Genomic DNA, 23,075 nt, shown 5'->3' on the forward strand with positions numbered 1-23,075 from the left:
CATGGGAGGTGCAAGGTCAACTAGTTTCGGTCGGGCGCGTGAGAATGTGCTGTCGTTGCGATGCAGCCATCTCTCCATGACACCACCGCATCTGTTGGGGAACGGCGACCCGATGCCGGCCATCATCGGTCATCCTTGTGCGTGAGAGGCTGAAATGGCAAAATGGGAATGTGGCAGTGAATAACAGATCCTGCGTCGAACACGGCCAGGGCAAAAAAACGATAAGGCGGAACATGATCGACAGTGCATCCAAGACGTGGCTCGTCTCGGGCCTTTTAGTGGCGGCTTCCATACTTGCGGGTTGTTCAATGGGCGGTGACAGCAGTCGCAGTCGGCACGGACACACAAAGAAGGATGTGGAATGCATGGAACGTGCCATATTCTTCGAGGCCAACAGATCGAGCCGGCAGGGAATGATCGCCGTTGGTACGGTTGTCATGAATCGTGTCGCGTCGGATGAATTTCCGAACACCGTCTGCGGTGTGGTGGGGCAGAAAAATCAGTTCGCACCGGGTGTGATGACCAGGCCGATGAACTCCAAGGCTTTACCCGATGTGCAGGAGGCCGCGCGGGCGGTGCTGAACGGCGAGCGGCAACCCGGTGTGCGCAACGCCAGGTTCTTCCATACCGCCGGCTACAGTTTTCCCTACAATAACATGCACTATGTCCTCGTTGCGGGCGGCAATGCATTCTACGAGAAGCGCAAGAAGCATTTGGTGACACAACGCGTCCCACCAGCCCCGATTGATCGTTAAGCGGTCAGCCCGGGCGTCTGGTGTTTTCGACGGAGACAAGTGGCGCTGCGGTGGACAGAATCGACTTGCGGCATTAGAACCCCTCCAATTCGGCGAAATGCCATGAATACTAAGGGATCGTTACGCATGCAGGTGCAAAACCGCGTCGCGAAATATTGTCTTGGACAGGTTGTCCGGCACAAGGACCGGCCGTTCCGCGGGGTCATTTTCGATGTCGACCCGGAATTCGCGAACACCGAGGAATGGTATGATTCCATTCCCGAAGACGTGCGGCCATCCAAGGATCAGCCGTTCTACCATCTCTATGCCGAAACCGAGGCGACCTATTATATCGCCTATGTATCAGAGCAGAACCTGGTTCCTGATTCCTCGGGCGAGCCATTGGATCATCCCGAGGTGATCGAGATGTTCGGTGATTTCGAGGATGGCCGCTATCCGCTGCAGGAATTGCTGAATTAAGCGCTCTGCGTGAGAGGGACGCTGAAGGCCAGATAGTTCTTCTGTTCCTCTCGGTAATAGCACAGCGTTTGGGTCAAATCCTGGATGAGGAACCAGCCGAACCCGCTTTCGGAAAGCCCCGAATTTTCGGTCTTTGGCAAGCTGTGCGGCTGCAGGCATTTGTCCGGGAGAGAAATGCCATCATCCGCGACAGCGCAGACGAACCCTCGCTCGGTCCGGACGATGGACAGGTGAATCGTCGGCACGTCCTTCGCAGGAAGGTTGCCATGTCGTGGAACAGCGTGTTCCGCGACATTGTTCAACACCTCTGCCAGAACAAGTTCGAGCCGCCCGATGGTGTCGGGATTGGCTGATTTCGTGAAACGGTTTCGGACGTCTGAGAGCGCTTCGCGGATAGCGAATGGGTTGGCTGTCAGGACCCGATGAAATAGCGGCCATGCCTTGCAAGCGGCGAATTTGCCGGGGTCGGCCTTCTGCCGGTCAATCGAATTCACTATCCGTTCTCCTGCTGTCGCTGAGGGGGCAGGATATGAAACACGGAATCCATTCGTGTCAGCTTGAAAACCCGTTCGACATTGGGCGTTATGTTGGCAAGCGTCAGTGACAGCCCGGGCGGCATGGCTTTGTGTACTGCGATCAACGCGCCCAAGCCCGAACTGTCCATGAAATCGACATGTTGCAGATCAAGCAATGCCGGTTTGCCGCGGTCGGTAATGATCTCGCGCACCACGTCCTTGAAACGCGTCGCATTGACAGCGTCGATCCTGGATTCGCACGTAGTGATGATGGTCGTTTTTCCGTCTTCCGTGGTGGTAAGTTCCATCGAAACCCCATCTGATAATTCCGACAGATTGACTAGACGGGAAAGGTTACGATCAAGTAAGCGACTATCTGTCGAACAAGGGGGAAGATCATGGCTGTTCGAAACGTATTCATTTTGGGGGCCGCGCGCACTCCGATGGGTGGATTTCAGGGAGCTTTGTCCAGCCTGACAGCCGCGGAGCTGGGGGGCACGGCAATCCGTGCCGCACTGGATCGTGCGGGAATTGCATCGGATCGGCCTGACGCGCTGTTCATGGGCTGTGTATTACCCGCAGGTCAGGGACAGGCTCCGGCACGGCAGGCGGGGTTCAGGGCCGGGCTGCCACAATCCGTACCGGCCACGACGCTGAACAAGATGTGCGGCTCGGGAATGCAGGCAGTGATGATGGCAGGGGATGCGATCCGGGCGGGGAGCGCCGATCTGATCGTTGCCGGAGGTATGGAGAGCATGACGAATGCGCCATATCTGTTGCCCAAGATGAGGTCGGGCGCAAGGTTGGGTCATGGGGAAGTGGCTGATCACATGTTTCTCGATGGGCTCGAGGACGCTTATGACAGGGGCCGCCTGATGGGTACCTTTGCCGAAGACTGCGCTACCGAGTTTCGTTTCGATCGCGAGGCACAGGATGCCTATGCGCTGACGAGCCTGGGCCGCGCGAATGAGGCTATCGCTTCAGGCGCGTTCGCCGCCGAGATCGCTCCGGTCACAGTCACTGGCCGCAAGGGTGAGGCGGTTGTGGACACGGATGAACAACCTGGCAATGCACGTCCTGACAAGATTCCGCATCTGAAACCTGCTTTCCGCAAGGACGGCACGGTGACCGCAGCCAATTCCAGTTCCATCTCGGACGGCGCGGCGGCTTTGGTGATTGCTGCCGATAGCGCAGGGGCGGTTGCCCGGATCGCCGGCTATGCCAGTCACGCGCAACAGCCGGGCCAGTTCCCCACGGCTCCGGTTCCCGCTGCCGAAAGGCTTCTGTCCAACCTTGGCTGGTCGAAAGACAGCGTCGATCTGTGGGAGGTGAACGAGGCCTTTGCGGTCGTTCCGATGGCTTTCATGGCGCGGATGTCCTTGTCGCATGACAAGGTCAACGTGAATGGCGGTGCCTGTGCGTTAGGGCACCCGATCGGCGCGTCAGGCGCTCGGATCATCGTGACGCTGATTCATGCACTGCAAGCTCGAGGCGGCAAACGGGGTGTTGCCGCTATCTGCATCGGCGGCGGCGAGGGCACGGCAATCGGGATCGAGCTTGTCTGAGGCGGAAACTATGCGCCTCAATGGTCGTGGTGATCTATCTCTGGCGTGCTCTGCACATCGCTGGCGCCCAGCCAGTTCCCCTGACCGATCAACTCCGCCGTGACTTCTCGCAGGCACAGGCTGGCGGCAGTGGCGGCCCGCGACAGGAGGCGGGTCGAGTGGCTGGCCAAATAGGCGCTACGCCAAAGCCGATCATCCGCGAAAGGCCGTGCCTGCAGCAATCCGCGCTCGACCTCTTCTACGACGGCATGGACGGGCAGGACAGAGCAGCCGAAACCGTCCTGAACCAGACGCTTGATGCAGGCGTAGCTGTCGACCTCGATGGCCGGGTCGAAGGTGAGGCCCGCTTCCTGCATTCGTTGCTGGATCATTCGGCGCAGCCCGTGTGACGCACTGGGCAGGATCAATGGCATGCTGGTCAGTGTTGCCAGGCTCGCTGGTGCGGAATCCGTGATTCCGGTTGGCAGCAGGATGACCAGCTCTTCCTGCAACAGCGGTTCAAGCCGGACCTGCCTGCTATTCGTGGCGCCATACAGGACGCCAAGATCTATCCGTCCTTCTTCAAGCCATTCGCCGACAAAACCGCTCATCGCCTCGGCGATGATCAGCTTGATTCTCGGATGACGCCTATGAATATGCGCGATCAGGGGAACCGACAGGATACCGCTGATCGTACCCGGCAATCCGATCCGAACCGTGCCACCGGGTTGCTTTCCAACCTGATGCAGCTCCTCATGCATGTGATCGAACCCTGCCAGCAATGGTCGGGCGCGTTCGACCAGAAGCGAGCCCGCCTCGGTTGCGCTTACTCCGCTCGAATGACGTAGCAGCAGCGGGGTGCCAAGCGTTTCTTCCATCTTGCGGACATGGAGCGACAGGGCTGGTTGCGCGATATTCAGGCGTTTCGCCGCGCGAGAAAAGGAACCCTCTTCGACGATTGCAAGAAAATAGCGCAGCTGCCTTATATCCATTCCGGGACCTCGATGGGGTATTGTATATTTTAATTATATAATAATTAGAACTAATATATATTTGCATTATAATTCGAGCTGCGCCAGTCATTGAATCGACAAGGCGAGGTTCGAAGATGCAGAATATAGGCTCCGACCAGTTTCAGGATATCCGTGACGCGGTGCGTGCGCTTTGCGCCGAGTTTCCCGACGAGTACCACCGCAAGATCGATGAACAGCGCGGCTACCCCGAGGAATTCGTAAACGCGTTGACGCGGGCCGGCTGGATGGCGGCGCTGATCCCCGAGGAATATGGCGGTTCTGGATTGGGGCTGACCGAAGCCTCGGTCATCATGGAAGAGATCAACCGGGCAGGTGGCAATTCGGGCGCCTGCCACGGACAGATGTACAATATGAACACGCTGATACGGCACGGCTCGGAAGAACAGCGACAGAAATACCTGCCCCGGATTGCCGCGGGTGAGTTGCGTCTGCAATCCATGGGCGTGACCGAGCCGACCACCGGCACCGATACCACCAGGATCAAGACCACGGCGGTTCGCAAAGGTGACCGCTATGTCATCAACGGCCAGAAGGTCTGGATCAGCCGGGTTCAGCATTCCGAGTTGATGATCCTGCTGGCCCGCACCACGCCCTTAGCCGAGGTGAAGAAAAAGACCGAAGGGCTGTCGATCTTCATCGTCGATGTGAAAGAGGCGATGGAAAAGGGCATGCAGGTCCGCCCGATCCTCAACATGGTCAACCATGAGACTAACGAGCTGTTCTTCGACAATCTCGAGATCCCGGCCGAGAACCTGATCGGAGAGGAGGGGCAGGGGTTCAAGTATATCTTGACCGGGCTGAACGCCGAGCGGACGTTGATTGCCGCCGAATGTATCGGTGACGGTTACTGGTTCGTAGACCGGGTCTCTAAATATGTCAGCGAACGGAACGTGTTCGGCCGTCCCATCGGCCAGAATCAGGGTGTGCAGTTCCCCATTGCCGAAAGCTTCATCGAGGTGGAGGCCGCCAATCTGATGCGTTTCGAGGCATGCCGCCGCTATGACGCGCGGGAACCTTGCGGGGCACAGGCCAACATGGCCAAGTATCTGGCAGCCAAGGCAAGCTGGGAGGCTGCGAATGCCTGCCTGCAATTCCATGGCGGCTTCGGTTTCGCTTGCGAATACGATATCGAACGCAAGTTCCGCGAAACGCGGCTGTACCAGGTCGCGCCGATCTCGACCAACCTGATCCTTTCCTATGTCGCCGAGCATGTGCTGGGCTTGCCGAGGTCGTTCTGATGAGCGGGCTGCCACTGGAAGGACTGACCGTCATTGCCATCGAACAGGCAGTCGCGGCCCCATTCGCCAGTTCGCGGCTGGCCGATGCGGGTGCGCGCGTACTCAAGATCGAGCGGCCCGAGGGGGATTTCGCGCGTGGCTACGATGCCGTGGCAAAGGGTCAATCGAGCTATTTCGTCTGGCTGAACCGGGGCAAGGAGTCGGTCGCATTGGATCTGCGCTCGGCAGAGGGTAAGGCCGAGTTGGAGCGGATGCTGGAAGGCGCCGATGTGCTGCTGCAGAATCTCAAGCGCGGTGCGCTGGAGCGTCTCGGTTTCGGCTTCGACCGGCTGGCGCAGGATTTTCCGCGGTTGATCACCTGCTCGATCACCGGCTATGGCGAGGATGGCCCGATGGCTGACCGCAAGGCCTATGACCTGCTGATACAGGCGGAATCCGGGCTGTGCTCGATCACCGGCGGACCGGATGAGCCCGCCCGTGTGGGGATCTCGATCGTCGATATCGCCACCGGAGCGACGGCCCATGCGGCGATACTCGAGGCTCTGATCCGGCGCGGTATCACGGGCAAGGGCGCGAATATCTCGGTCTCGATGTTCGATGTCATGGCCGATTGGCTAACCGTGCCGCTGCTCAATCACGAGGGTGGCAGGACGCCCAAGCGCATTGGCATGGCGCATCCGTCGATCGCGCCCTATGGGGTGTTCCGGACGCGGGACGATCAGGCAATGCTGATCTCGGTCCAGAGCGACCGGGAATGGCGTAATCTTTGCAAATTGTTTCTCGAACGCCCGGAACTGGGCGAGGAGCCGCGCTTCGCCACCAATGTCGCCCGGGTCGAGAACCGGGTGCAGACCGACGCCGCTGTTGCCGAAGGGTTCGCCCGGATGGATGCAAAGCAGGCCGTCGCCGCGCTGCTGAAAGCAGATGTGGCCCTGGCATCGGTCAGCGATATGGCGCAGCTTTCCACCCATCCGCATGTGCGCCGGATTACTGTCGATACGCCGAACGGTCCGGTCTCGTTTCCCGCTCCGGCCCCGATAGTAACCGGTGTCGAACGGCAATATGGTCCGGTGCCGGCGCTGCCTGTAAAGGAGCAAAAGGCATGATCGATATCGACCATTTGCGCCAATGGATCGGTCGTGAAGAACTGCAATCCGAGTTGCTGACCCCGGCCATCGTCGAGCGTTTCAACGCAACCTTCAACCTTCAGGGCGATACGGAAAACGGCGCCAAGGCTCCGGCGATGATTCATCTCTGCCTGGCGCCGCCCGCCATCCCGACCGAAGAGCTTGGTCCAGATGGGCATCCGGCGCGAGGCGGCTTTTTGCCGCCCGTGCCGCTGCCGCGGCGCATGTGGGCGGGCGGGGCTTTCAGTTTCCATGACGACATTCATGTGGGCGAAATGGTCACGCGTCGTTCGATCATTCAGGATGTGGTGGTGAAGGAAGGCCGCACGGGGACGCTCTGCTTTGTCACTGTTGAGCATCAGGTCGACAGCGATGGTCGCGCGGTTCTGACTGAACGGCAGGACATCGTCTATCGCGGCGTAGACAGCCCTGACACGACCGCGAAGAAAACGCTCTCCATCGCACCAGAAGGTGAATATCGTCTAACGGTCCAGCCATCTGCCGCTCTCTTGTTCCGTTATTCCGCATTGACCTTTAACGGGCATCGAATTCACTATGATGCGCCCTATGTCCGTGAGGAAGAGGGCTATCCCGGGTTGATCGTTCATGGACCAATGCAGGCCACGATGCTGATGCAACTGGCAGAACAGATCCGTGGCCGCCACCCCCTGCAATTCGAGTTTCGCAGCCTGTCGCCGTTGTTCGATGACGCCGATTTCACGTTGAACGCGGCCGAGGATGGCGCGGGACTGAAGCTGTGGACGTCCTATGCTGACGGTCCCGTGGCAATGGTGGCCCGCGCCGAGTGGTAACCGGCTACGGCCTATCGCAACCGACCGGGCAAGTTTTGCCTATTTCGCGGGAACCAGTTCGGTGACCCCTACAGCCGCGGCGCGCGCCAGTTCAGGATCCAGCGACATGCCGATATATTCGCCGCGCCGCCACAGTTCCGCCAGGTCGTCATAATGGCGCGAGAATGGATGCCCGCTCTGCCCGGTGGAGATGATGAATACCGAACTGTCGGGATCGGCCAGATCGTAAACCCCGCGATAGGCCGCGCCGCTGGCTGCTTCATAGGGGTTGTCTCCACCCCCGAGCAACCCGCTGCGCGCCAGGGTGAATTCGCCGCCCGAGACCGATTGAGTCAGGTTCATGATCCAACCGAGACCGGAAATCCGCCCCAATGCCGGATGATCGTGCCGGGCCTGGTGCAGATCGCCCCAACGCCAGCTTGCGACCTGCGGACCGAAACGGTCGGTCAGATCCAGAATGGCGCGATCCAGTGCCTGGCGGGCAATGGTGGTGCAATCCTCGTCAGGCGCGCTCTGGATGATATTGCACCAGCGGGCGGCTCCGTTTCGATTGCGGAAGACCGCATCGATGAAGCTTGGGCGGAGTTGCGTGATATCATCCGCCAGCGGTCCGAGTTCGTCCTGAATCAGGCGTTTCTGCAATTCGCGCATCCATGCGGCATATATCAGCGGTTCCGGCAGATGCTCGCTCATCTCGCCATCCCATTCGGCCAGAAGGTTGAGGGCATCCTGACGCTGGCGCTCGGGAGTGCCGGCAGCGGCGGGCTCTCCGCTGAACCACAGATTGGCTCCGACCAGTGGCAGCAGGGCACGGGCCGCCGGACTGACGACATCCAGCTGCGTTGCGATGAAACTGTCGCGGGAATGAATTTCGCGATCCGCAAGCAGATAGCTTAACCGCTTGTGCCTCGAGCCGTCTCTCGCTTCATCCGTTGCAAGGGCCATGTCCTGCTCGGATGGTTCGTCAGGCTCCAGTTCGGCGGCTTGGGCGACGCCGGTCCACCGGGCTTCGCGCAGCCATCCGGGAGCGGGCATCTTTCCGCCAGTCGGATGGTTCGCCCCGCGCTGTGGCACCGCACCTGCCATGAACTGCTGAACACCCTCGGGATCCGCCAGCGTGACCGTCAGGGCCGGTGCAACCGTCTGTTCCATCGCGTCCGCCGCAGCATTCCGGTCGCCCGACCGCATCAGGCCGATAAGGGCGGACATGGTTTGATCCTGCTGCGAAAGCCCCGTCCAGCGAAGCGAAGCGACATGCCCATATGGGGTTACATCCTGCAATCCCGGGTCCATCCGTGGGACCACCGGGCCGTTCTCGGTTTCGCGCAAGGTGATGGTCTGGTTCTGGCCGTTTAGGATACGGATGACCGTGCTTTCGGTCTGAAACTGCGTCCAGCCCGAGATGCCGCGATAACTATCGGAAACGCCGGGTTTGATCTCTTCGATGTAGATATCTGCATCGTCGATGGCTGCAGGGGTCAGCCCCCAAGCGAGATGCTGGTTGCGGCCGGACCAGACCGCCGGAATGCCGGGGATGGTCGCGCCGATCACCCCGCCCGAGGTCAACTCAAGCCGTGCCAGATAAAAGAGTGACGGTACCGTTAGCGGCGTTTGTGGATCATTTGCAAGCAACGAGCCATTCGCTGCCGTGCGGTTGCTGGCAGCGGCGAAACCATTTGCGCTCAGCCCCCCCATGCCTGGATGCAGGAAACCACGCAGATCCAGCGGGTGCGAGGTTGTGCGATGGTTTTGGGGGCTCCCGAGCCGAGCGCCGGGAAACAGGGATGCATAGGGTTGCAGGACGGGATCGGCCGGTGATTGCAGTTCCGGCCCGTGTTCCGGCCATGCCAGTGATAGGCGTGCGCGTAGCACTTCCTCCCCGATGGAGCGGCTGGTGCTTGCTGCTAGCAGCTTCAGGATCGCGAGTGAATCCGCCGGCTGCCAATACGCGATCTGATCGGGAAACAGAAAAAACTCGGGCGCGCCCTTGCCCATAGCCCCCTCATTGACCTGCCGGATCCACTCGTTGATTCCTGACGCGTAAGCTTCCAGCGCGGCCAGGGTTTCCGGGTCCTGGGCCTCGACCGAAGCCGCGGCGCGCTCGTAAAGACCCAATCGCCGTGCGAGATCGTCCAAGGCGAAGGACGACGCTCCGTAAATCTCGGACAAGCGTCCCTGCGCAGCCCTGCGCAGGACGGTCATCTGAAATAGCCGATCTTGGGCATGCGCGACACCGAGCGCGAAAAAGACGTCTTCATCGGATTGCCCGAATATATGCGGCACATTTTCGGTCGAGCGCACGATCTCCACCGGGGCCGTGAGGCCCGTCATTTCGTAGCTGCCATCGTAGTCGGGCAGTGAACGCACGGCGAAATACCAGATCAGCACGGCCCCCGCCACCAGCAGCAGGATCATCGCGACAGTCAGCCTGAGAAGCCAGCGAAAGATTGTCAGCATCGGAGGGGAGGTTCCATCTAGGTCGCGTGTCAGGTCGGCTCAGGCTGTCCCTTTGGCGCTTGACCATGATGCGCCGGGGTGGTGGTGTGCTGCATAAGGCAGCCGCGCCCGCATTTCAACGAGTGCTGGATGCGACATTATCGCGGCTATCACTAATGGGGAATGAATATGGCAAAACTGGCTTTTCTGGGACTGGGTGTGATGGGCTATCCGATGGCCGGGCATCTGAAATCCGCAGGGCATGAGGTCACCGTCTATAACCGGACCGCCGAAAAGGCGCATAAATGGGTGGCCGAACATGGCGGAAAAGCCTGCGCAACACCGCGAGAAGCAGTGGAAGCGGCTGATTTCGTCATGGCCTGCGTGGGCAATGACGAGGATCTGCGTTCGGTCTGCCTGGGCGAGGACGGAGCCTTCGCCGGCATGGCTGAGGGCGCGATTTTCGTCGATCACACCACCGTCTCCGCCGCCGTGACCCGCGAACTGGCAGCGGCGGCGGGGCAGGCCGGGTTGGGCTATGTCGATGCGCCGATCTCGGGCGGTCAGGCTGGAGCCGAGAATGGCCAGCTCTCGGTGATGTGCGGCGGTGATGAGGGGCATTTCGACCGGGCGGCACTGGTGATCGACGCCTATGCCAAGATCTGCCGCCGCTTGGGCGATGTCGGCGCGGGTCAGATGACAAAGATGTGCAACCAGATCGCCATCGCGGGGCTGGTGCAGGGTTTGTCGGAATCGCTGGCTTTCGCGCAGAAGGCCGGGCTGGATATCGACAAGGTGGTCGAGGTGATCAGCCAGGGCGCCGCCGGTAGCTGGCAGATGGCGAATCGTCACAAGACCATGGCGGCAGGTGAATTCGAACATGGTTTCGCGGTCGACTGGATGCGCAAGGATTTGGCGATCTGCCTTGCGGCGGCGGACGAGGTGGGGGCCACGCTCCCTGTCACGGCGCTGGTCGATCAGTTCTACAAGGAAGTGCAGGCCATGGGTGGAGGGCGTTGGGACACCTCTTCGCTGATCGCGCGCCTGACGCGGTAAGGGCCGGTACGGGCCCGCAACGCTTGGGAAGCTGTCGGTTTCGGCGGCTTCCAAAGTGAAATCTGTGCTTTTTCTTCATGCAAATACCCCATGGGGTCGCCGGTTGGGGTGCCACTGGCGCAATCGCTAGGCGCTCAATGAAAATTCCGCCCCTTTGGCAGCACGCGCATATTGCGCGGATGCCGCCAGAGATTTTGCGCGGGCATTGGCTGCGCGCCTGACGCCAAGGCGTCCATGAGTTCGGGCGTTAGGTCGACGAGCCTATGGGCAATCACATGGATGACCTCCTGCTCTTTCTGCAGGACACCTTCCACCCCGGTCATCCGGGCACTGAAAACGATGCCCCGGAATTTCTTGAAAACATTTTCCCAGATGACGACATTGGCGATACCGGTTTCGTCCTCCAGCGTCATGAAGATGGTGCCCTTTGCCGTGCCTGGCCGCTGTCGGACAAGGACAAGACCGGCGATGCGCACCGGCTGCCCGTTCGGGATATCGGCCAATGCCCCGGTCGGCTGGACGCGCTGCCTGACCAGACGCTGACGCAGGAAAGAGACCGGATGCGCCTTGAGCGACAGCTTGAGCGTGCTGTAATCCTCGACTACATGCTCGCCCGGGGAAAGCTGGGGCAGGGTGACAGTCTGCTCGGCTTGGAATGAGGCACCGCCGGGTGCCTGCGCCGCGGCAAAAAGCGGCAGGTCCTCGGCAGCCGCCCGCGCGCCCTGATCCCCGCCCAGCCCCCACAGTTCCCAAAGCGCGGCACGCCGGTCAAGCCCGACAGAGCGGAAGGCATCGGCTTCGGCCAGACGGCGCAGCGAGAACATATCGATCCCTGCCCGGAAATAGAGATCGCGCAGGCTCATGAATCCCGTGCCGCGCGCCTGCGCGAGTGCCCGGGCGGTATCCTTGCGCATCCCCTCGATCTGCCGCAGGCCAAGGCGAAGGGCGAAGCGGATATCGCCCGGTTTCTCCGTCGGCTCCAGGCTGTGATCCCATTCACTGTGATTGATATCGGCAGGCCGCACCTCGCCGCCATGATCGCGGAAATCGCGGATGATGGAGGATGCTGAATAAAAGCCCATGGGCTGCGAATTCAGCAGGGCGCAGGCAAAGACATCCGGATAACGGCATTTGAACCAGGAAGAGGCTAAGGCCAGCAGGGCGAAGCTGGCCGAGTGGCTTTCGGGAAAGCCGTAATCGCTGAAACCCTCGATCTGCTTGAAGCAACGCTCGGCGAAATCGGGTTCATATCCGTTTGCGGTCATGCCGTTTATGAAATCCTCGCGGAAAGCGTCGATGGTGCCCGTGTGCCGAAAAGAGGCCATGGCGCGGCGCAGCCTGTCCGCCTTGGCGGGGGAGAAACCGGCGGCGACGATGGCCATCTTCATTGCCTGTTCCTGGAACAGCGGCACACCGCAGGTCTTGCTGAGAACTGCCTCCAGTTCGGGCTTGGGATATTCGATTTTCTCCAACCCGCTACGCCTGCGCAGATAGGGATGTACCATGTCGCCCTGGATGGGGCCGGGGCGGACGATGGCGATCTCTATGACCAGGTCGTAGAAATTCTTGGGGCGCAGGCGGGGCAGCATCGACATTTGCGCCCGGCTCTCGATCTGGAACACACCGATCGTGTCGGCCCGCTGGATCATGTCATAGGTCGGATCGTCATCACGCGGCACGGTGGCAAGCGTCCGGTCCTCGCCGTAATGGTCCCGCAGCAGGTCAAAGGCCTTGCGCAGGCAGGTCAGCATGCCAAGGGACAGGACATCGACCTTCAGGATATCGAGGGCGTCGAGATCGTTCTTGTCCCATTCGACCATGGTGCGGTCCTTCATGGCCGCATTGGCAATCGGCACGATCTCGTCCAGCGGCGAATCCGTCAGCACGAAGCCGCCGACATGCTGCGACAGGTGCCGCGGAAAGCCGATGAGCTGCCGGGCCAGTATCAGCGTCTGGTGCAGCCGGGGATCGGTTGGGTCCAGCCCGGCCTCGCGTATCCGCTCTGTCTTCGGGGTGTCGGAGGAACGTCCCCAGACATGGCTGGTCATGGCGGCGACGACATCCGGCGACAGGCCCATGGCCTTGCCTGCCTCTCGCATTGCGCTGCGGCTGCGATAGGTGATGACGGTCGCGGCCAGCCCGGCGCGGCTGCGGCCATATTTGTCATAGATATATTGTATGACCTCTTCGCGCCGCTCATGCTCGAAATCGACATCGATATCCGGGGGCTCGCCACGCTCGGCAGAGATGAATCGCTCGAACAGCAGGTCGATCTCGTCCGGGTCCACCGAGGTGATGCCAAGGCAGTAGCAGACGATGGAATTGGCCGCCGATCCACGCCCCTGACAGAGAATGGGTGGCTCCCGCGTGCGGGCGAAATGCACGATGTCATGCACGGTCAGGAAGTAGGCGGCGTATTTCAGTTCCCGGATCAGCCGCAATTCATTAGCGATCTGGGCGCGCCGTTCGTCGCTGGGCCCATTTGGAAAGCGCTTCAGCGCGCCAAGCCAGGTCAGGCGTTCCAGTTCCTCTTGCGGGGTGGCGCTTTGCCCCGCGGATTCCGCCGGATAGTCCTGGGCCAGCTCATCCAGCGAAAACCGGCAGGTCTCGGCCAGTTCCACCGAGCGCGCGACGGCGGCCTCGTGACCGTTCAGCAGCCGGGCCATTTCCTGCGGTTCCTTCAAGTACCGCTCGGCATTGCGTTCCAGCCGAAAGCCCGCCTCGTCGATGGTGCAATGCTCGCGGATGCAGGTCAGCAGATCCTGCAATGGGCGACGGGCGGGGGCGTGGTAAAGCACGTCATTGGTCGCGATAAGGGGGGTGCCGCTGGCATCGGCCATCGCCGCCAGCCGCTGTTGCCGGACCCGGTCATTGGCGCGGCGATGCGAGGTTAGCGCAAGACAGACGGCACCGGGGAAAAGCACGGCTAGCCGGGTTAGATGAGCCTCGAAATCCGCGCCGAAATCATAGGGCGGCATGGCGATGAAGCGATGACCTGTTTCAAGCGCGGCAAGATCATCGAAGAAAAGGTGACACTCTCCCTTTGGCGCGCGGCGATTGCCGGTGGTCAACAACCTGGTCAATCGGCCATAGGCGGCGCGGTCGGCCGGAAAGCACAGCGTCTCGAACCCCTCCATCAGTACCAGCCGCACCCCGACGACAAGGCGGATACCCTGAGTTTTCGCCTCTACATGGGCCCTCACGGCCCCGGCCAGCGAGTTGCGATCGGCGATGCCGATGGCGGCATGGCCAAGCCGTGCAGCCGTCGCCACCAGTTCCTCTGGATGCGAGCCGCCGCGCAGGAAGCTGAAATTGCTGGTAACGGCAAGTTCGGCAAATGAAGGTGACGAGGTCATGCAAATACCCCGTGAATGAACCAGCGTGGCGTATCCCCCACGCGATCATACAGCCCATCGCGGTAAAGCCAGAAACGGTGCCCCGCCTCGTCCTCGATCCGGTAATAGTCGCGTGTTGTGCGGTCGGCGCCTTCATGGGTCAGCCACCATTCGGGGGCAATACGCTCTGGCCCCTCGGCGCGGGTGACGCGATGCGTCTTGCACCGCCATTCGAAGCGCGCCGGAGGGCTGTCCGGTGCCTCTGCAATGGCAGTGACGGGTTCGGGCGGAGTGAAGAGCAAAAGCGGGCGCGCGAAATCCGCGCCATCTTGAACGATCCGGGCATGCGCGGGCCAATCGGGGCTTGCGGTTTCTTCCAAAACCGAGACGAAGCGGAACGCGCCTTCAGGGATATAGCTGGGACAGGGCAAGGGGCGTGTGACGCGATCCGGACCGAAGCGATTGACGAGCCGGTCGAACAGCGGGGCGATGTCGTCTCGCCCCGAGGCGTGCATGGGGCCATCCATATCCTCTTGTTGTGCGGGCTTGTCCTCGACCAGAAGGGCACTCAGCTGCGCTGCCTCGAAACCGAATCCCGCCCGTTGCTCGATACGATCAAGCCGCTCGCAAAGCAGTTGGCAGAGATGACGGGGATCGCGTGTGGCGGTGCTGGTGGCAAGCGGTAGCGTTTCGAACCAGCCATCGATGCGGAAAAGTCGCAATTCCACCCGCCGCGCACCCTTGCCTGCCTTTTCCAGCATGACCGCCAGATCGCTGGTCAGCCGGTCCACGGCGATCTCGATGGCTGTTCGTGTGATGATAGGTTCGACGAAGCGGCATTCCGAGATATGCGAAACAGGGGGACAGAGCGGAGTAAAGCTTTCTTCCTCCTGACCCAATGCGATGTCCAGACGCCGCAAGAGTTGCGGTCCAAAACGGGCGGTGAGGGGCGCTCGTGGTTGCCCAATGAGATCACCGATTCTTTTCAAACCGAGTTTCTCAAGCGCCTGACGGGTTTCTGACGGAAGATGTAGCGCGGCTATGGGAAGCGGTGCGAGATCTGCACGCAGTTCCTGAAGGTGGGAGATATGAATGCGGTTTGGCGCATGGCGGGCCAGGCCCCATGCCGCGCCGATGGTGGGGGCGATGGCAAGCCGGGCGGACAGGCCGAAACTGTTCAGCCGTGCCGCGACGCTTTCCATCATCTTTTTTTCGCCGCCGAAAAGATGTGCGCAGCCTGTGATGTCGAGGCTGATGCCATCAGGAAGATCAGTGCGAGTGAAGGGGCTGTAGCACTGGCACCAAAGGGCAAGTCTGGTCAGCGCGCGATCATCGCCCGCAAGATCGGCATGCGCGACCTGAAGCGCCGGATGGATCGCGCGTGCATCGGCAAGCGCCATGCCTGGCCGGAATGCCATGTGCAGAGCGGCTGCGTTCAAGGCGGTGATATATTGACCGGTCTCTGACGCCGTGACGAGTACCAGGGGCCTATCTTCACGAAGCTTTTGCCCATCCGCCGCCGTAAGTGCCATGCGCCCATGCCGGCGCTCGATCGGCCAGTGGGGCAGGAAAACGGAAAGAAAGCGTTTCATGATGCCATTCGACCTCCCAATGTCCGAGCGTTCCTTTCTTGCATTTGGTCAGTTCAAGCCGCCATCGCGGCACGCCAAGCCCCGCCCCGGCACGATTCGATGATGCGCTTGGCAAGGCGCTGACCGACCATCGCGTTTCCGCGGCCGTGCTCATGGCCGGATGCGCATTGTTGCGCAGGAGCAAGGCGGTTACGCCCTGTTTTGCCGCACGCATGGCAAGGCGTCGGCTCGCGGTGAAGTCATAGCTTCGGTCACGCTCCGGCAACACGCCGATCACAGCGCTGAGCGCCGGATGCCCTAGTCCTTCCTCCAGGGCCCAGAGGATATCGATCCCCTTGCTCGCCTCGATCTGGATCAGATGGGCAGGATCAAGGCCAAGCGCAGTAAGGCCAAGCGGGTAAGGCGCTCCCCCACGCCTTCCGCGATCCACGGGTTGTACCCAGAGGACGAAGCCCGACCGCAGGCGCGCAATTTGTGCCAAAAGGCAGGCGCCGAAGCCGATGCCGGCGGCGAAATCGTTAGGTGCCGCCGGTACGATCTCATGCAGCGCACCGGTGGAAATACCTTCATCGGCAAATGCGGCGTCCAGCCTATCGGGGCCCAGAGACAGCACTGGGCGTCCTGTCGGCGACAGGCGTTCCTGAGTGGCGATGCGTTGGCGCAGTGTATCTATGCTATGAAGGACGTTCATGATCTGAATTCGGCCTTGGCGTTACGACAAGCCGTCGGACGCGATATCATGTCCGGGACGTAAGGCGACGGAGGGATGGCTGCTTACCTGACGTGCCCGCGCCCTGAGCCAGTCTTCGAGCCGCTTTCCCTGCACCGCTCGCGAAACAGATAGGCCAGAGGATGCGCAGATAGGGGAAAACGGGCATGAGGAGGAGGATGCATGCCCACAGCAGGTCTTTCCCAGCTGCTTCATCAGCACATAGTGCCGCGTCATATCCGCAGCACCCCATTCATCCGGCGCCAGATGATCGAGCATCCGCGCGGCGTGCGCCGGATCCGCTCTTTCAGGGATCAGTCCCAGGCAGAGTGCGGCACGCCAATGGGCCGTATCGACAACAAGCGCGCGTCTTTGCAGCGTGCTGAGATTGAGCGTGGCCGCACTGGTCTTGGGCCCGACGCCATAAAGGTTTTCCAGCCAGTCAATCGCGGTCCCGACCGGCCATTCGGCCAAGAAATCAAGTGTCAGCCTGCCGCGTCGGGCGATGATTCCTCGAACTGCGCGGGGAAGGGCGATCGCCTTGCGCTCCGGACGGGTAACGTCATAAAGCACGGGTTCGATCTCATCCGGAGACATCCGGGCCAGCATCTCCCACCGGCCGCAATGCTGCGCCAACCGCAAGAATGCAGGTCCAGAGATTTCGTCGCGCGTCTGGGCACTGATGATTGCCAGCACCATCTGGCTGACCGGATCAAGCCGCATATGTTCCGGTGGGGTTCCGAATGCCTCGATCAGGCATTGGTGAACCGCTGCAAGCCGGTTGAATGACGCAAAGGGCAGGCTGTATTGCATGTCCTTAGATTAAGAACAAAACAGGAACATTGCAATGATTCGGAGTCGGCACGCTTTTCCCTGACGTTCAAGGGTATGCGATTCTGGCGGAAGCGAGGGGGTCCGTTTCCTAAGGTGCTGCGATCATCCCGAGTATCGAAAGCTCGATCCCGATCCGGCGCGTCAAGTCGGTGCCAGGCAGCCGTGACGCCTGTCGCCGATTATTGAACCCAACCGGGCAGTTTCGATGCCTGTTTGATCCAGCTCGCCACGAGCTCCTCGTCGATCTGGTCTCCCTCGTAGATGTGGAAGTAGCGCACCTCCTCCTGCTTGGATTCGACAGGGGGTAGCGGATGCAGTGCGGCACCTTGGAAAAACGCCACCTTGATGTATTTCGTCAGGCAGTGGAACCCGAGGAACCAGCCTTGGCCCTCGGTTCCGTATAGGGGCGAGTTCCATTTGACCGCTTTGCGCAGGTCGGGAACGTTGCGCTGGATCAACTCGTCGAGACGCCGCCCGACATCGCTTTTCCAGCCCGGCATGGCCGCGATATAGGCCTGCACCGGAGCATCGCCATCAGCCTTCGCGATCTGCGGATTCCCGCCCGAGAGGAGAACTGGTTTCCCATCCGTCGCGGCAGCTTTGTCCTTGCTGGCCACAGGTTTACGTCTGGTTTGGGCGGCTTTTGTCGCGGGCTTGTCGACCATCGTGTTCATTCCTCGAAGAGACGGGCAGATAATCAAGGCTAGTCGATTATCGGGGGTTAACTCAATCCATTCAGGGTTTGGTGATCACTGCGGAAGCGGTGAGATCAGGGCTTGCATGGCCTCTTTAATTCGATATTACATGAAATATGGAAAAGAATCATGCACTCGCATCCCTCTCGGCCCTGGCGCATGATATGCGCATCGATATCTTCCGCCTGCTTGTTCAGGCGGGACCGGGTGGGCTGGCAGCTGGCGAGATCGCGGATGCGCTCGATCTGCGTGCCAGCACATTGTCCAACAACCTGACGGTCCTGACACAGGCCGGGTTGATTCGTGGATCGCGGGAGGGGCGCTCGATCCGCTATGTCGCCGAGATGGATGGCATGCGCAGCCTGTTGGGCTTTCTGATGGAGGATTGCTGCGGCGGGAAGCCCGAACTCTGCCAGCCTGTGCTTGAACAGATCGCCTGCGATTGTGCGCCGTGCTGCGCCCCGAAAACTTGAGGCAGGAATGACAGATTTCACCGTTTCCAACGACAACGGCCTTGGTGCCTTCGAACGTTATCTGACGGTTTGGGTTGCGCTGGCGATGATCGCGGGGTTGGTCATCGGTGTCGTTGCGCCGGGGCTGGTCGAGGTTATTGCGGAAGCCGAGATCGCCTCGATCAATCTGGTCGTTGCCGTGCTGATCTGGGCCATGGTCTACCCGATGATGGTCAATGTCGATTTCGGGGCCGTCGCCAATATCGCACGTCAGCCGCGTGGATTGCTGATCACGTTGACGGTGAACTGGCTGATCAAGCCCTTTACCATGGCGGCTCTGGCGGTGCTGTTCTTCGACCATGTATTCGCCCCATGGATCGCGCCGGAAGATGCCGCGGAATATATCGCCGGGCTGATCCTGCTGGGCGCGGCGCCCTGCACGGCGATGGTCTTTGTCTGGTCTCAGCTCACGCGGGGGGATGCGACCTATACGCTGGTGCAGGTTTCGGTGAATGACCTGATCATGGTCGCGGCCTTTGCGCCAATCGTTGCCTTCCTGCTGGGCGTCACCGATATCACCGTGCCATGGCAGACGCTCTTGCTGGCAACCTTGCTTTACGTGATACTGCCTTTGAGCGCGGGCCTCATGACCCGACGTATCCTTGGTATCCCCGAAGCCATCGAGGCGTTCTCGGCGCGGATCAAGCCCTGGTCCATCATCGGGCTGATCGCCACGGTCGCGATCCTGTTCGGCCTTCAGGGCGAGGTGATCTTGAATCGACCCTTCGTCATCCTACTGATCGCCGTACCGATCCTGATCCAGAGCTATGCGATTTTTGCCATTGCCTATGGTGCCGCGTTCGCCCTGAAGGTGCCGCATCGTATTGCCGCGCCCTGCGCGATGATCGGCACCTCGAACTTCTTCGAGCTGGCCGTCGCGGTCGCCATAAGCCTGTTCGGCCTGAATTCAGGCGCGGCGCTGGCGACCGTGGTGGGGGTGCTGGTCGAAGTTCCCGTCATGCTGTCGCTAGTCGCCTTTGCCAATCGCACCCGTAGCCGCTTCCCGGCACCGCCTTCCTGATCGTCATCCTGAACCAGAGGACACATAGCTTGACCGACCTGCCCAATATCAAGTCCGATTGCTTTTATCCGGCAGATTCCGACGCCCTGTTTCCAGAGCATCGCAGCAGCCACCCGCCGCGAATCCTGCTCCTTTACGGTTCGCTGAGGGAGCGCAGCTTCTCGCGTTTCGCGGCGGAAGAGGCTGGGCACATCCTGGAACGATTGGGCGCCGAGACCCGCATCTTCGATCCGCATGGCTTGCCCCTGGCCGATGCGGTCGAGGCGGATCATCCCAAGGTGGCCGAACTGCGCGATCTGGTCGGCTGGTGCGAAGGCATGGTCTGGTCCTCGCCCGAGCGGCATGGCGCGATGTCGGGCCTGATGAAGACACAAATCGACTGGATTCCGCTTTCGCTTGGCGGCGTGCGCCCTACGCAGGCAAAGACACTGGCCGTCATGCAGGTCTGCGGTGGTAGCCAGAGCTTCAATACCGTCAACCAGTTGCGCATCCTTGGGCGCTGGATGCGGCTTCTGACCATCCCGAACCAGTCCTCGGTCGCAAAGGCATGGGGAGAGTTCGACGATTCCGGCCGCATGAAACCATCGCCTTATTACGACCGGATCGTGGATGTGATGGAGGAGCTGACCCGGTTCACCCTGTTGACCCGGGATATCCGCGAACATCTGGTGGACAGGTATTCGGAACGGGTTGAAAGCCACGAGGCGCTGTCAAAACGGGTGAACCAGACACGCGCCGTCTGACGGACGGTCTCCCCGGTTTGCTGTGCGGTCGCCGGATATTGCGTGGTCTCAGGTGCTGAGTTCGGTGGCCCGTCTGGCAATCAACTCGATGCCTGCCGGTATGTCTTTCTCGGAAATCGAGGAATAACCCAATCGGAAATAGGGACAGACTGGCGGGGGCGTCTCGAAAAACACCGCGCCGGGTTCGATCAGAACGCCGTCCGGTTGCAACTGCTCTGCCAGAACGGCGCTGTCCAGCCCTTCGGGTCCCTTGATCCACACGCTCGATCCGCCTGATGTGGGTGCGCCGGCAATCGTCAGCGAGGTTCGATGCAGCGCCTGTTCCAGCACCGCTCGCCGGTTTTTCAGCGCCTGCCGCAAGCGAACGAGATGGGCGTCATAATGACCCAATGCGAGGAAGTAGGCCGTGATGCGCTGCAGATGACTGGGAGGATGGCGGAGCATGATCGAGCGAAGCGCCCGCGCCTGAGTGATCAGTGCCGCCGGGCCGACCATGTAGCCGATACGCAGTCCCGGAAACAGCGATTTAGAGAAGCTGCCCAAATAGATGACCCGCCCGGTATCGTCGAGCGATTTGAGCGCGGGTGCGGGAGGGGCGAGATAGGACATCTCGAAATCGTAATCGTCCTCGATGATGACAAAGTTCTGCTCACCCGCCCGCGTGATCAAATCCTTGCGGCGTGCTAGTGGCATGGTCGCGCCGGTGGGGATGTGATGACTGGGTGTTGCGATGACCAGCCGGGTGTTCTCTGGCAGATCGGCGGGGTTCAGTCCCATTTCATCGACCGGGAGAAAAGTCGTCGGGCTTTGTGCCCTGCGCAGGGTTTCCGCGAAATCGGGATAACCGGGTTCCTCGGTCACGGCGAGCCGGTCCGCGCGGCCCAGCAACTCGACCGCCAGAAACAGCGCATTCTGCGCACCCAACGTGACCAGCACCTCTTCGGGCTCGGCATGGATGCCGCGCCGGGGCAAGGTGTTCGAGCAAATGTAATCCACCAATAGCGGGTCGTCGGCTCCGTATTGATCTGCGGCCAGGGCGGCAAAATCGCGGGTGCCAAGCGCACGCCGGGCACAGTCGCGCCAGGCGCTATGATCGAACAAGTCTGGATCGGCCTGTCCATAGATGAAACGATAGCGGAAATCGCGCCAGTTCGCGGGCTTTCGGATGACCCGGCGCGGTAGGCGATGATCGGAAAGCCAGTCCTGCCAGTCCGGCGGCTTTCCAACCTGCCGAATGCCAGGCACGCGCAGGCGGCGATGCGGAACCGTGCTGGCGACCGCGACACCCGAGCGCGGAAGGGTTTCCAGATACCCCTGGCTGACCAGCTCTTGATAGACCAGCGTGACGGTCATTCGCGATATGCCAAGCGACCTGGCCAGCAGCCTGCTGGATGGCAGGCGTGCACCCGGACGGGCGCGGCTTTCCAGAATTGCTCGCACAATGGCTGCCATGAGGCGCCCCTGCAGCGTCGGTGCTTCATCCTCGCGCAGAAAGATGGTCTCGACTGGAATGCGACCGCTCATCTGGACCTATGTTCTGTTCAATCTGGACATATCCCTGAATCGCATCTGCTGCAACATTCCGCCCGGCAACCGACCACAATCAATGTGGCACAAATATGCACAGGGAGAATTCCAATGACCTATCTGACTCGATTGCTCACAGGAGCCGCCACGAGCCTCGCGCTGGCTTTGCCCGCCGCAGCGGCCGAATACAATATCGCCGTGGGCGATGGAGCCGGCGGCACGCAAGAGGCGCTTGGCAAGGCCTTTATCGCGGCGCTGGAAGAAGAATCCGGTGGCGAGATGACCGGCAAGCTGTTCCTGAATGGCCAGCTTGGCGATGAGCAGGACACTGTGACCGCCGCCGCGACGGGCACGCTGGATTTCTCGATCCTCGCCATCAACAATATTACCCCGTTCTCACCCTCGGTTGGCACCCTGACACTGCCTTACGTGATCCTCAGCCAAGAAGACGCTGAAAAGGTTACGCAGGGAGAGATCGGCCAGCAGATGATCGATCAGACCATCGAGGATGCGGGCGTGCGCATCATCGGTTGGGCCTATTCCGGTTTCCGCGTGCTGACCAATTCCAAGAAGCCGGTTTCGACCGTGGAAGATCTCCAAGGTCTCGTGGTGCGCGTCCCGAAGAACGAGATCATGATCGAAACCTATAAAAGCTGGGGCATCAACCCGACGCCAATGGCCTGGGGAGAAACCTTCGCCGCGCTTCAGCAAAAGGTCGTGGACGGTCAGGACAACCCCTACATGACCGTCTATGCGATGAAATTCGACGAGGTGCAGAAATATGTCACCAATCTGCGCTATATCTTTTCGATCGAACCTCTCATCGTCAGCGAAGCGCTGTTCGAAGGCTTGAGCGAAGAAGAACAACAACAGGTGCTGGCCGCTGGTGAAGCCGCGACGCAGGCCTCGGCAGAGTTCCTGCGCAGCGAAGAGGCCAAGATCCGTGAGGAACTCGTCTCTCGCGGGATGGAGATCACCGATCCGGCGAATGATGAAAAGGAATTCATGGACCTGGCGACCTCGACCGTCTGGCCGAAATTCTATGACCAGATCGGCGGCAAGGAAGTCCTGAACGAGGTGCTGACCGCACTTGATCGTCCGGTCGTCGAATAAAAGGATTCTGGCGGCACA

21 protein-coding genes are annotated in these 23,075 nt (G+C 60.7%); 11 read left to right on the forward strand and 10 right to left on the reverse strand.

Annotation, left to right across the window (positions count from 1 at the left end; genetic code table 11):
* Window positions 1-233: 233 nt before the first annotated feature.
* Window positions 234-755 carry a cell wall hydrolase gene (locus JHX88_RS01590; RefSeq protein ID WP_084202724.1) on the forward strand — a complete coding sequence of 174 codons (522 nt, stop codon included), beginning with the start codon at window positions 234-236 and terminating at the stop codon, window positions 753-755.
* 126 nt (window positions 756-881) lie between these two features.
* Complete coding sequence (gene hspQ, locus JHX88_RS01595) at window positions 882-1,214, forward strand: heat shock protein HspQ (RefSeq protein WP_076522489.1); 333 nt, start codon at window positions 882-884, stop codon at window positions 1,212-1,214.
* On the opposite strand, the gene JHX88_RS01600 is transcribed toward hspQ, so the two are convergent.
* Both JHX88_RS01600 and JHX88_RS01605 read right to left on the reverse strand, forming a co-directional pair.
* On the reverse strand, window positions 1,211-1,708 hold the full coding sequence (locus tag JHX88_RS01600) for an ATP-binding protein (RefSeq protein WP_076522490.1): 498 nt from the start codon (window positions 1,706-1,708) through the stop codon (window positions 1,211-1,213). The genes hspQ and JHX88_RS01600 overlap by 4 nt on opposite strands.
* Window positions 1,708-2,037 carry an STAS domain-containing protein gene (locus JHX88_RS01605; protein ID WP_076522491.1) on the reverse strand — a complete coding sequence of 110 codons (330 nt, stop codon included), beginning with the start codon at window positions 2,035-2,037 and terminating at the stop codon, window positions 1,708-1,710. The genes JHX88_RS01600 and JHX88_RS01605 overlap by 1 nt, the downstream gene beginning before the upstream one ends.
* Before the next feature lie 90 nt (window positions 2,038-2,127).
* Here JHX88_RS01605 and JHX88_RS01610 point away from each other — a divergent pair, with 90 nt between their 5' ends.
* Window positions 2,128-3,294 (forward strand): acetyl-CoA C-acyltransferase, encoded by a 1,167-nt coding sequence (locus JHX88_RS01610; protein WP_076522492.1) that lies wholly within the window; start codon window positions 2,128-2,130, stop codon window positions 3,292-3,294.
* Between the two features lie 17 nt (window positions 3,295-3,311).
* On the opposite strand, the gene JHX88_RS01615 is transcribed toward JHX88_RS01610, so the two are convergent.
* Window positions 3,312-4,265 carry a LysR family transcriptional regulator gene (locus tag JHX88_RS01615; protein ID WP_076522493.1) on the reverse strand — a complete coding sequence of 318 codons (954 nt, stop codon included), beginning with the start codon at window positions 4,263-4,265 and terminating at the stop codon, window positions 3,312-3,314.
* Window positions 4,266-4,381: 116 nt separating this feature from the next.
* On the opposite strand from JHX88_RS01615, the gene JHX88_RS01620 reads away from it, so the two are divergent.
* Genes JHX88_RS01620 through JHX88_RS01630 form a run of 3 tightly spaced genes read left to right on the forward strand, consistent with a single transcriptional unit; the run spans window position 4,382 to window position 7,484 of the window.
* Window positions 4,382-5,545, forward strand: coding sequence for an acyl-CoA dehydrogenase family protein (locus tag JHX88_RS01620; protein WP_076522494.1), 1,164 nt, complete (start codon window positions 4,382-4,384; stop codon window positions 5,543-5,545).
* On the forward strand, window positions 5,545-6,651 hold the full coding sequence (locus JHX88_RS01625) for a CaiB/BaiF CoA transferase family protein (RefSeq protein WP_076522495.1): 1,107 nt from the start codon (window positions 5,545-5,547) through the stop codon (window positions 6,649-6,651). Before JHX88_RS01620 ends, JHX88_RS01625 begins: the two co-directional genes overlap by 1 nt.
* A complete protein-coding gene (locus JHX88_RS01630; RefSeq protein WP_076522496.1) occupies window positions 6,648-7,484 on the forward strand; it encodes an HTD2 family dehydratase in 837 nt (278 codons plus the stop codon). The genes JHX88_RS01625 and JHX88_RS01630 overlap by 4 nt, the downstream gene beginning before the upstream one ends.
* 39 nt (window positions 7,485-7,523) lie before the next feature.
* On the opposite strand, the gene JHX88_RS01635 is transcribed toward JHX88_RS01630, so the two are convergent.
* Window positions 7,524-9,941, reverse strand: coding sequence for a penicillin acylase family protein (locus JHX88_RS01635; protein ID WP_076522497.1), 2,418 nt, complete (start codon window positions 9,939-9,941; stop codon window positions 7,524-7,526).
* 168 nt (window positions 9,942-10,109) lie between these two features.
* On the opposite strand from JHX88_RS01635, the gene JHX88_RS01640 reads away from it, so the two are divergent.
* Window positions 10,110-10,976 (forward strand): NAD(P)-dependent oxidoreductase, encoded by an 867-nt coding sequence (locus tag JHX88_RS01640; protein ID WP_076522498.1) that lies wholly within the window; start codon window positions 10,110-10,112, stop codon window positions 10,974-10,976.
* A gap of 134 nt (window positions 10,977-11,110) precedes the next feature.
* Here JHX88_RS01640 and JHX88_RS01645 read toward each other — a convergent pair whose 3' ends face one another.
* The 5 genes from JHX88_RS01645 to JHX88_RS01665 form a co-directional block, all read right to left on the reverse strand.
* The gene (locus JHX88_RS01645; RefSeq protein ID WP_076522499.1) at window positions 11,111-14,332 is read right to left on the reverse strand and encodes an error-prone DNA polymerase; all 3,222 of its coding nucleotides are present in this window, start codon (window positions 14,330-14,332) and stop codon (window positions 11,111-11,113) included.
* The gene (locus JHX88_RS01650) at window positions 14,329-15,903 is read right to left on the reverse strand and encodes a Y-family DNA polymerase (RefSeq protein WP_076522500.1); all 1,575 of its coding nucleotides are present in this window, start codon (window positions 15,901-15,903) and stop codon (window positions 14,329-14,331) included. The genes JHX88_RS01645 and JHX88_RS01650 overlap by 4 nt, the downstream gene beginning before the upstream one ends.
* Window positions 15,806-16,594 (reverse strand): ImuA family protein, encoded by a 789-nt coding sequence (locus JHX88_RS01655; RefSeq protein ID WP_076522501.1) that lies wholly within the window; start codon window positions 16,592-16,594, stop codon window positions 15,806-15,808. Before JHX88_RS01655 ends, JHX88_RS01650 begins: the two co-directional genes overlap by 98 nt.
* Window positions 16,595-16,615: 21 nt before the next feature.
* Window positions 16,616-17,425 (reverse strand): endonuclease III domain-containing protein, encoded by an 810-nt coding sequence (locus JHX88_RS01660; protein ID WP_076522502.1) that lies wholly within the window; start codon window positions 17,423-17,425, stop codon window positions 16,616-16,618.
* 200 nt (window positions 17,426-17,625) lie between these two features.
* Entirely contained in the window at window positions 17,626-18,111 is a 486-nt protein-coding gene (locus JHX88_RS01665; RefSeq protein WP_076522503.1) for a DUF1801 domain-containing protein, read from the reverse strand.
* Between the two features lie 146 nt (window positions 18,112-18,257).
* Between JHX88_RS01665 and JHX88_RS01670 the strand changes: the two genes are divergently transcribed.
* From JHX88_RS01670 to arsH, 3 genes are read left to right on the forward strand one after another with little or no spacing between them, the layout of a single operon-like run.
* Complete coding sequence (locus tag JHX88_RS01670) at window positions 18,258-18,614, forward strand: ArsR/SmtB family transcription factor (protein ID WP_076522504.1); 357 nt, start codon at window positions 18,258-18,260, stop codon at window positions 18,612-18,614.
* A gap of 7 nt (window positions 18,615-18,621) precedes the next feature.
* Entirely contained in the window at window positions 18,622-19,674 is a 1,053-nt protein-coding gene (gene arsB / locus JHX88_RS01675) for an ACR3 family arsenite efflux transporter (RefSeq protein WP_076522505.1), read from the forward strand.
* A gap of 29 nt (window positions 19,675-19,703) precedes the next feature.
* Window positions 19,704-20,417: an arsenical resistance protein ArsH gene (gene arsH / locus JHX88_RS01680; protein ID WP_076522506.1), complete on the forward strand. Its 714-nt coding sequence runs from the start codon at window positions 19,704-19,706 to the stop codon at window positions 20,415-20,417.
* 48 nt (window positions 20,418-20,465) lie between these two features.
* Here the strand turns inward: arsH and pdxR are convergent, their stop codons facing one another.
* Window positions 20,466-21,941, reverse strand: coding sequence for a MocR-like pyridoxine biosynthesis transcription factor PdxR (pdxR, locus tag JHX88_RS01685; protein WP_076522507.1), 1,476 nt, complete (start codon window positions 21,939-21,941; stop codon window positions 20,466-20,468).
* Window positions 21,942-22,055: 114 nt separating this feature from the next.
* On the opposite strand from pdxR, the gene JHX88_RS01690 reads away from it, so the two are divergent.
* Window positions 22,056-23,057 carry a TRAP transporter substrate-binding protein gene (locus JHX88_RS01690; RefSeq protein ID WP_076522508.1) on the forward strand — a complete coding sequence of 334 codons (1,002 nt, stop codon included), beginning with the start codon at window positions 22,056-22,058 and terminating at the stop codon, window positions 23,055-23,057.
* Window positions 23,058-23,075 lie beyond the last annotated feature (18 nt).

The sequence above is a fragment of the Paracoccus saliphilus genome, assembly GCF_028553805.1.
GTDB classification, from domain to species: Bacteria; Pseudomonadota; Alphaproteobacteria; order Rhodobacterales; family Rhodobacteraceae; genus Paracoccus; species Paracoccus saliphilus.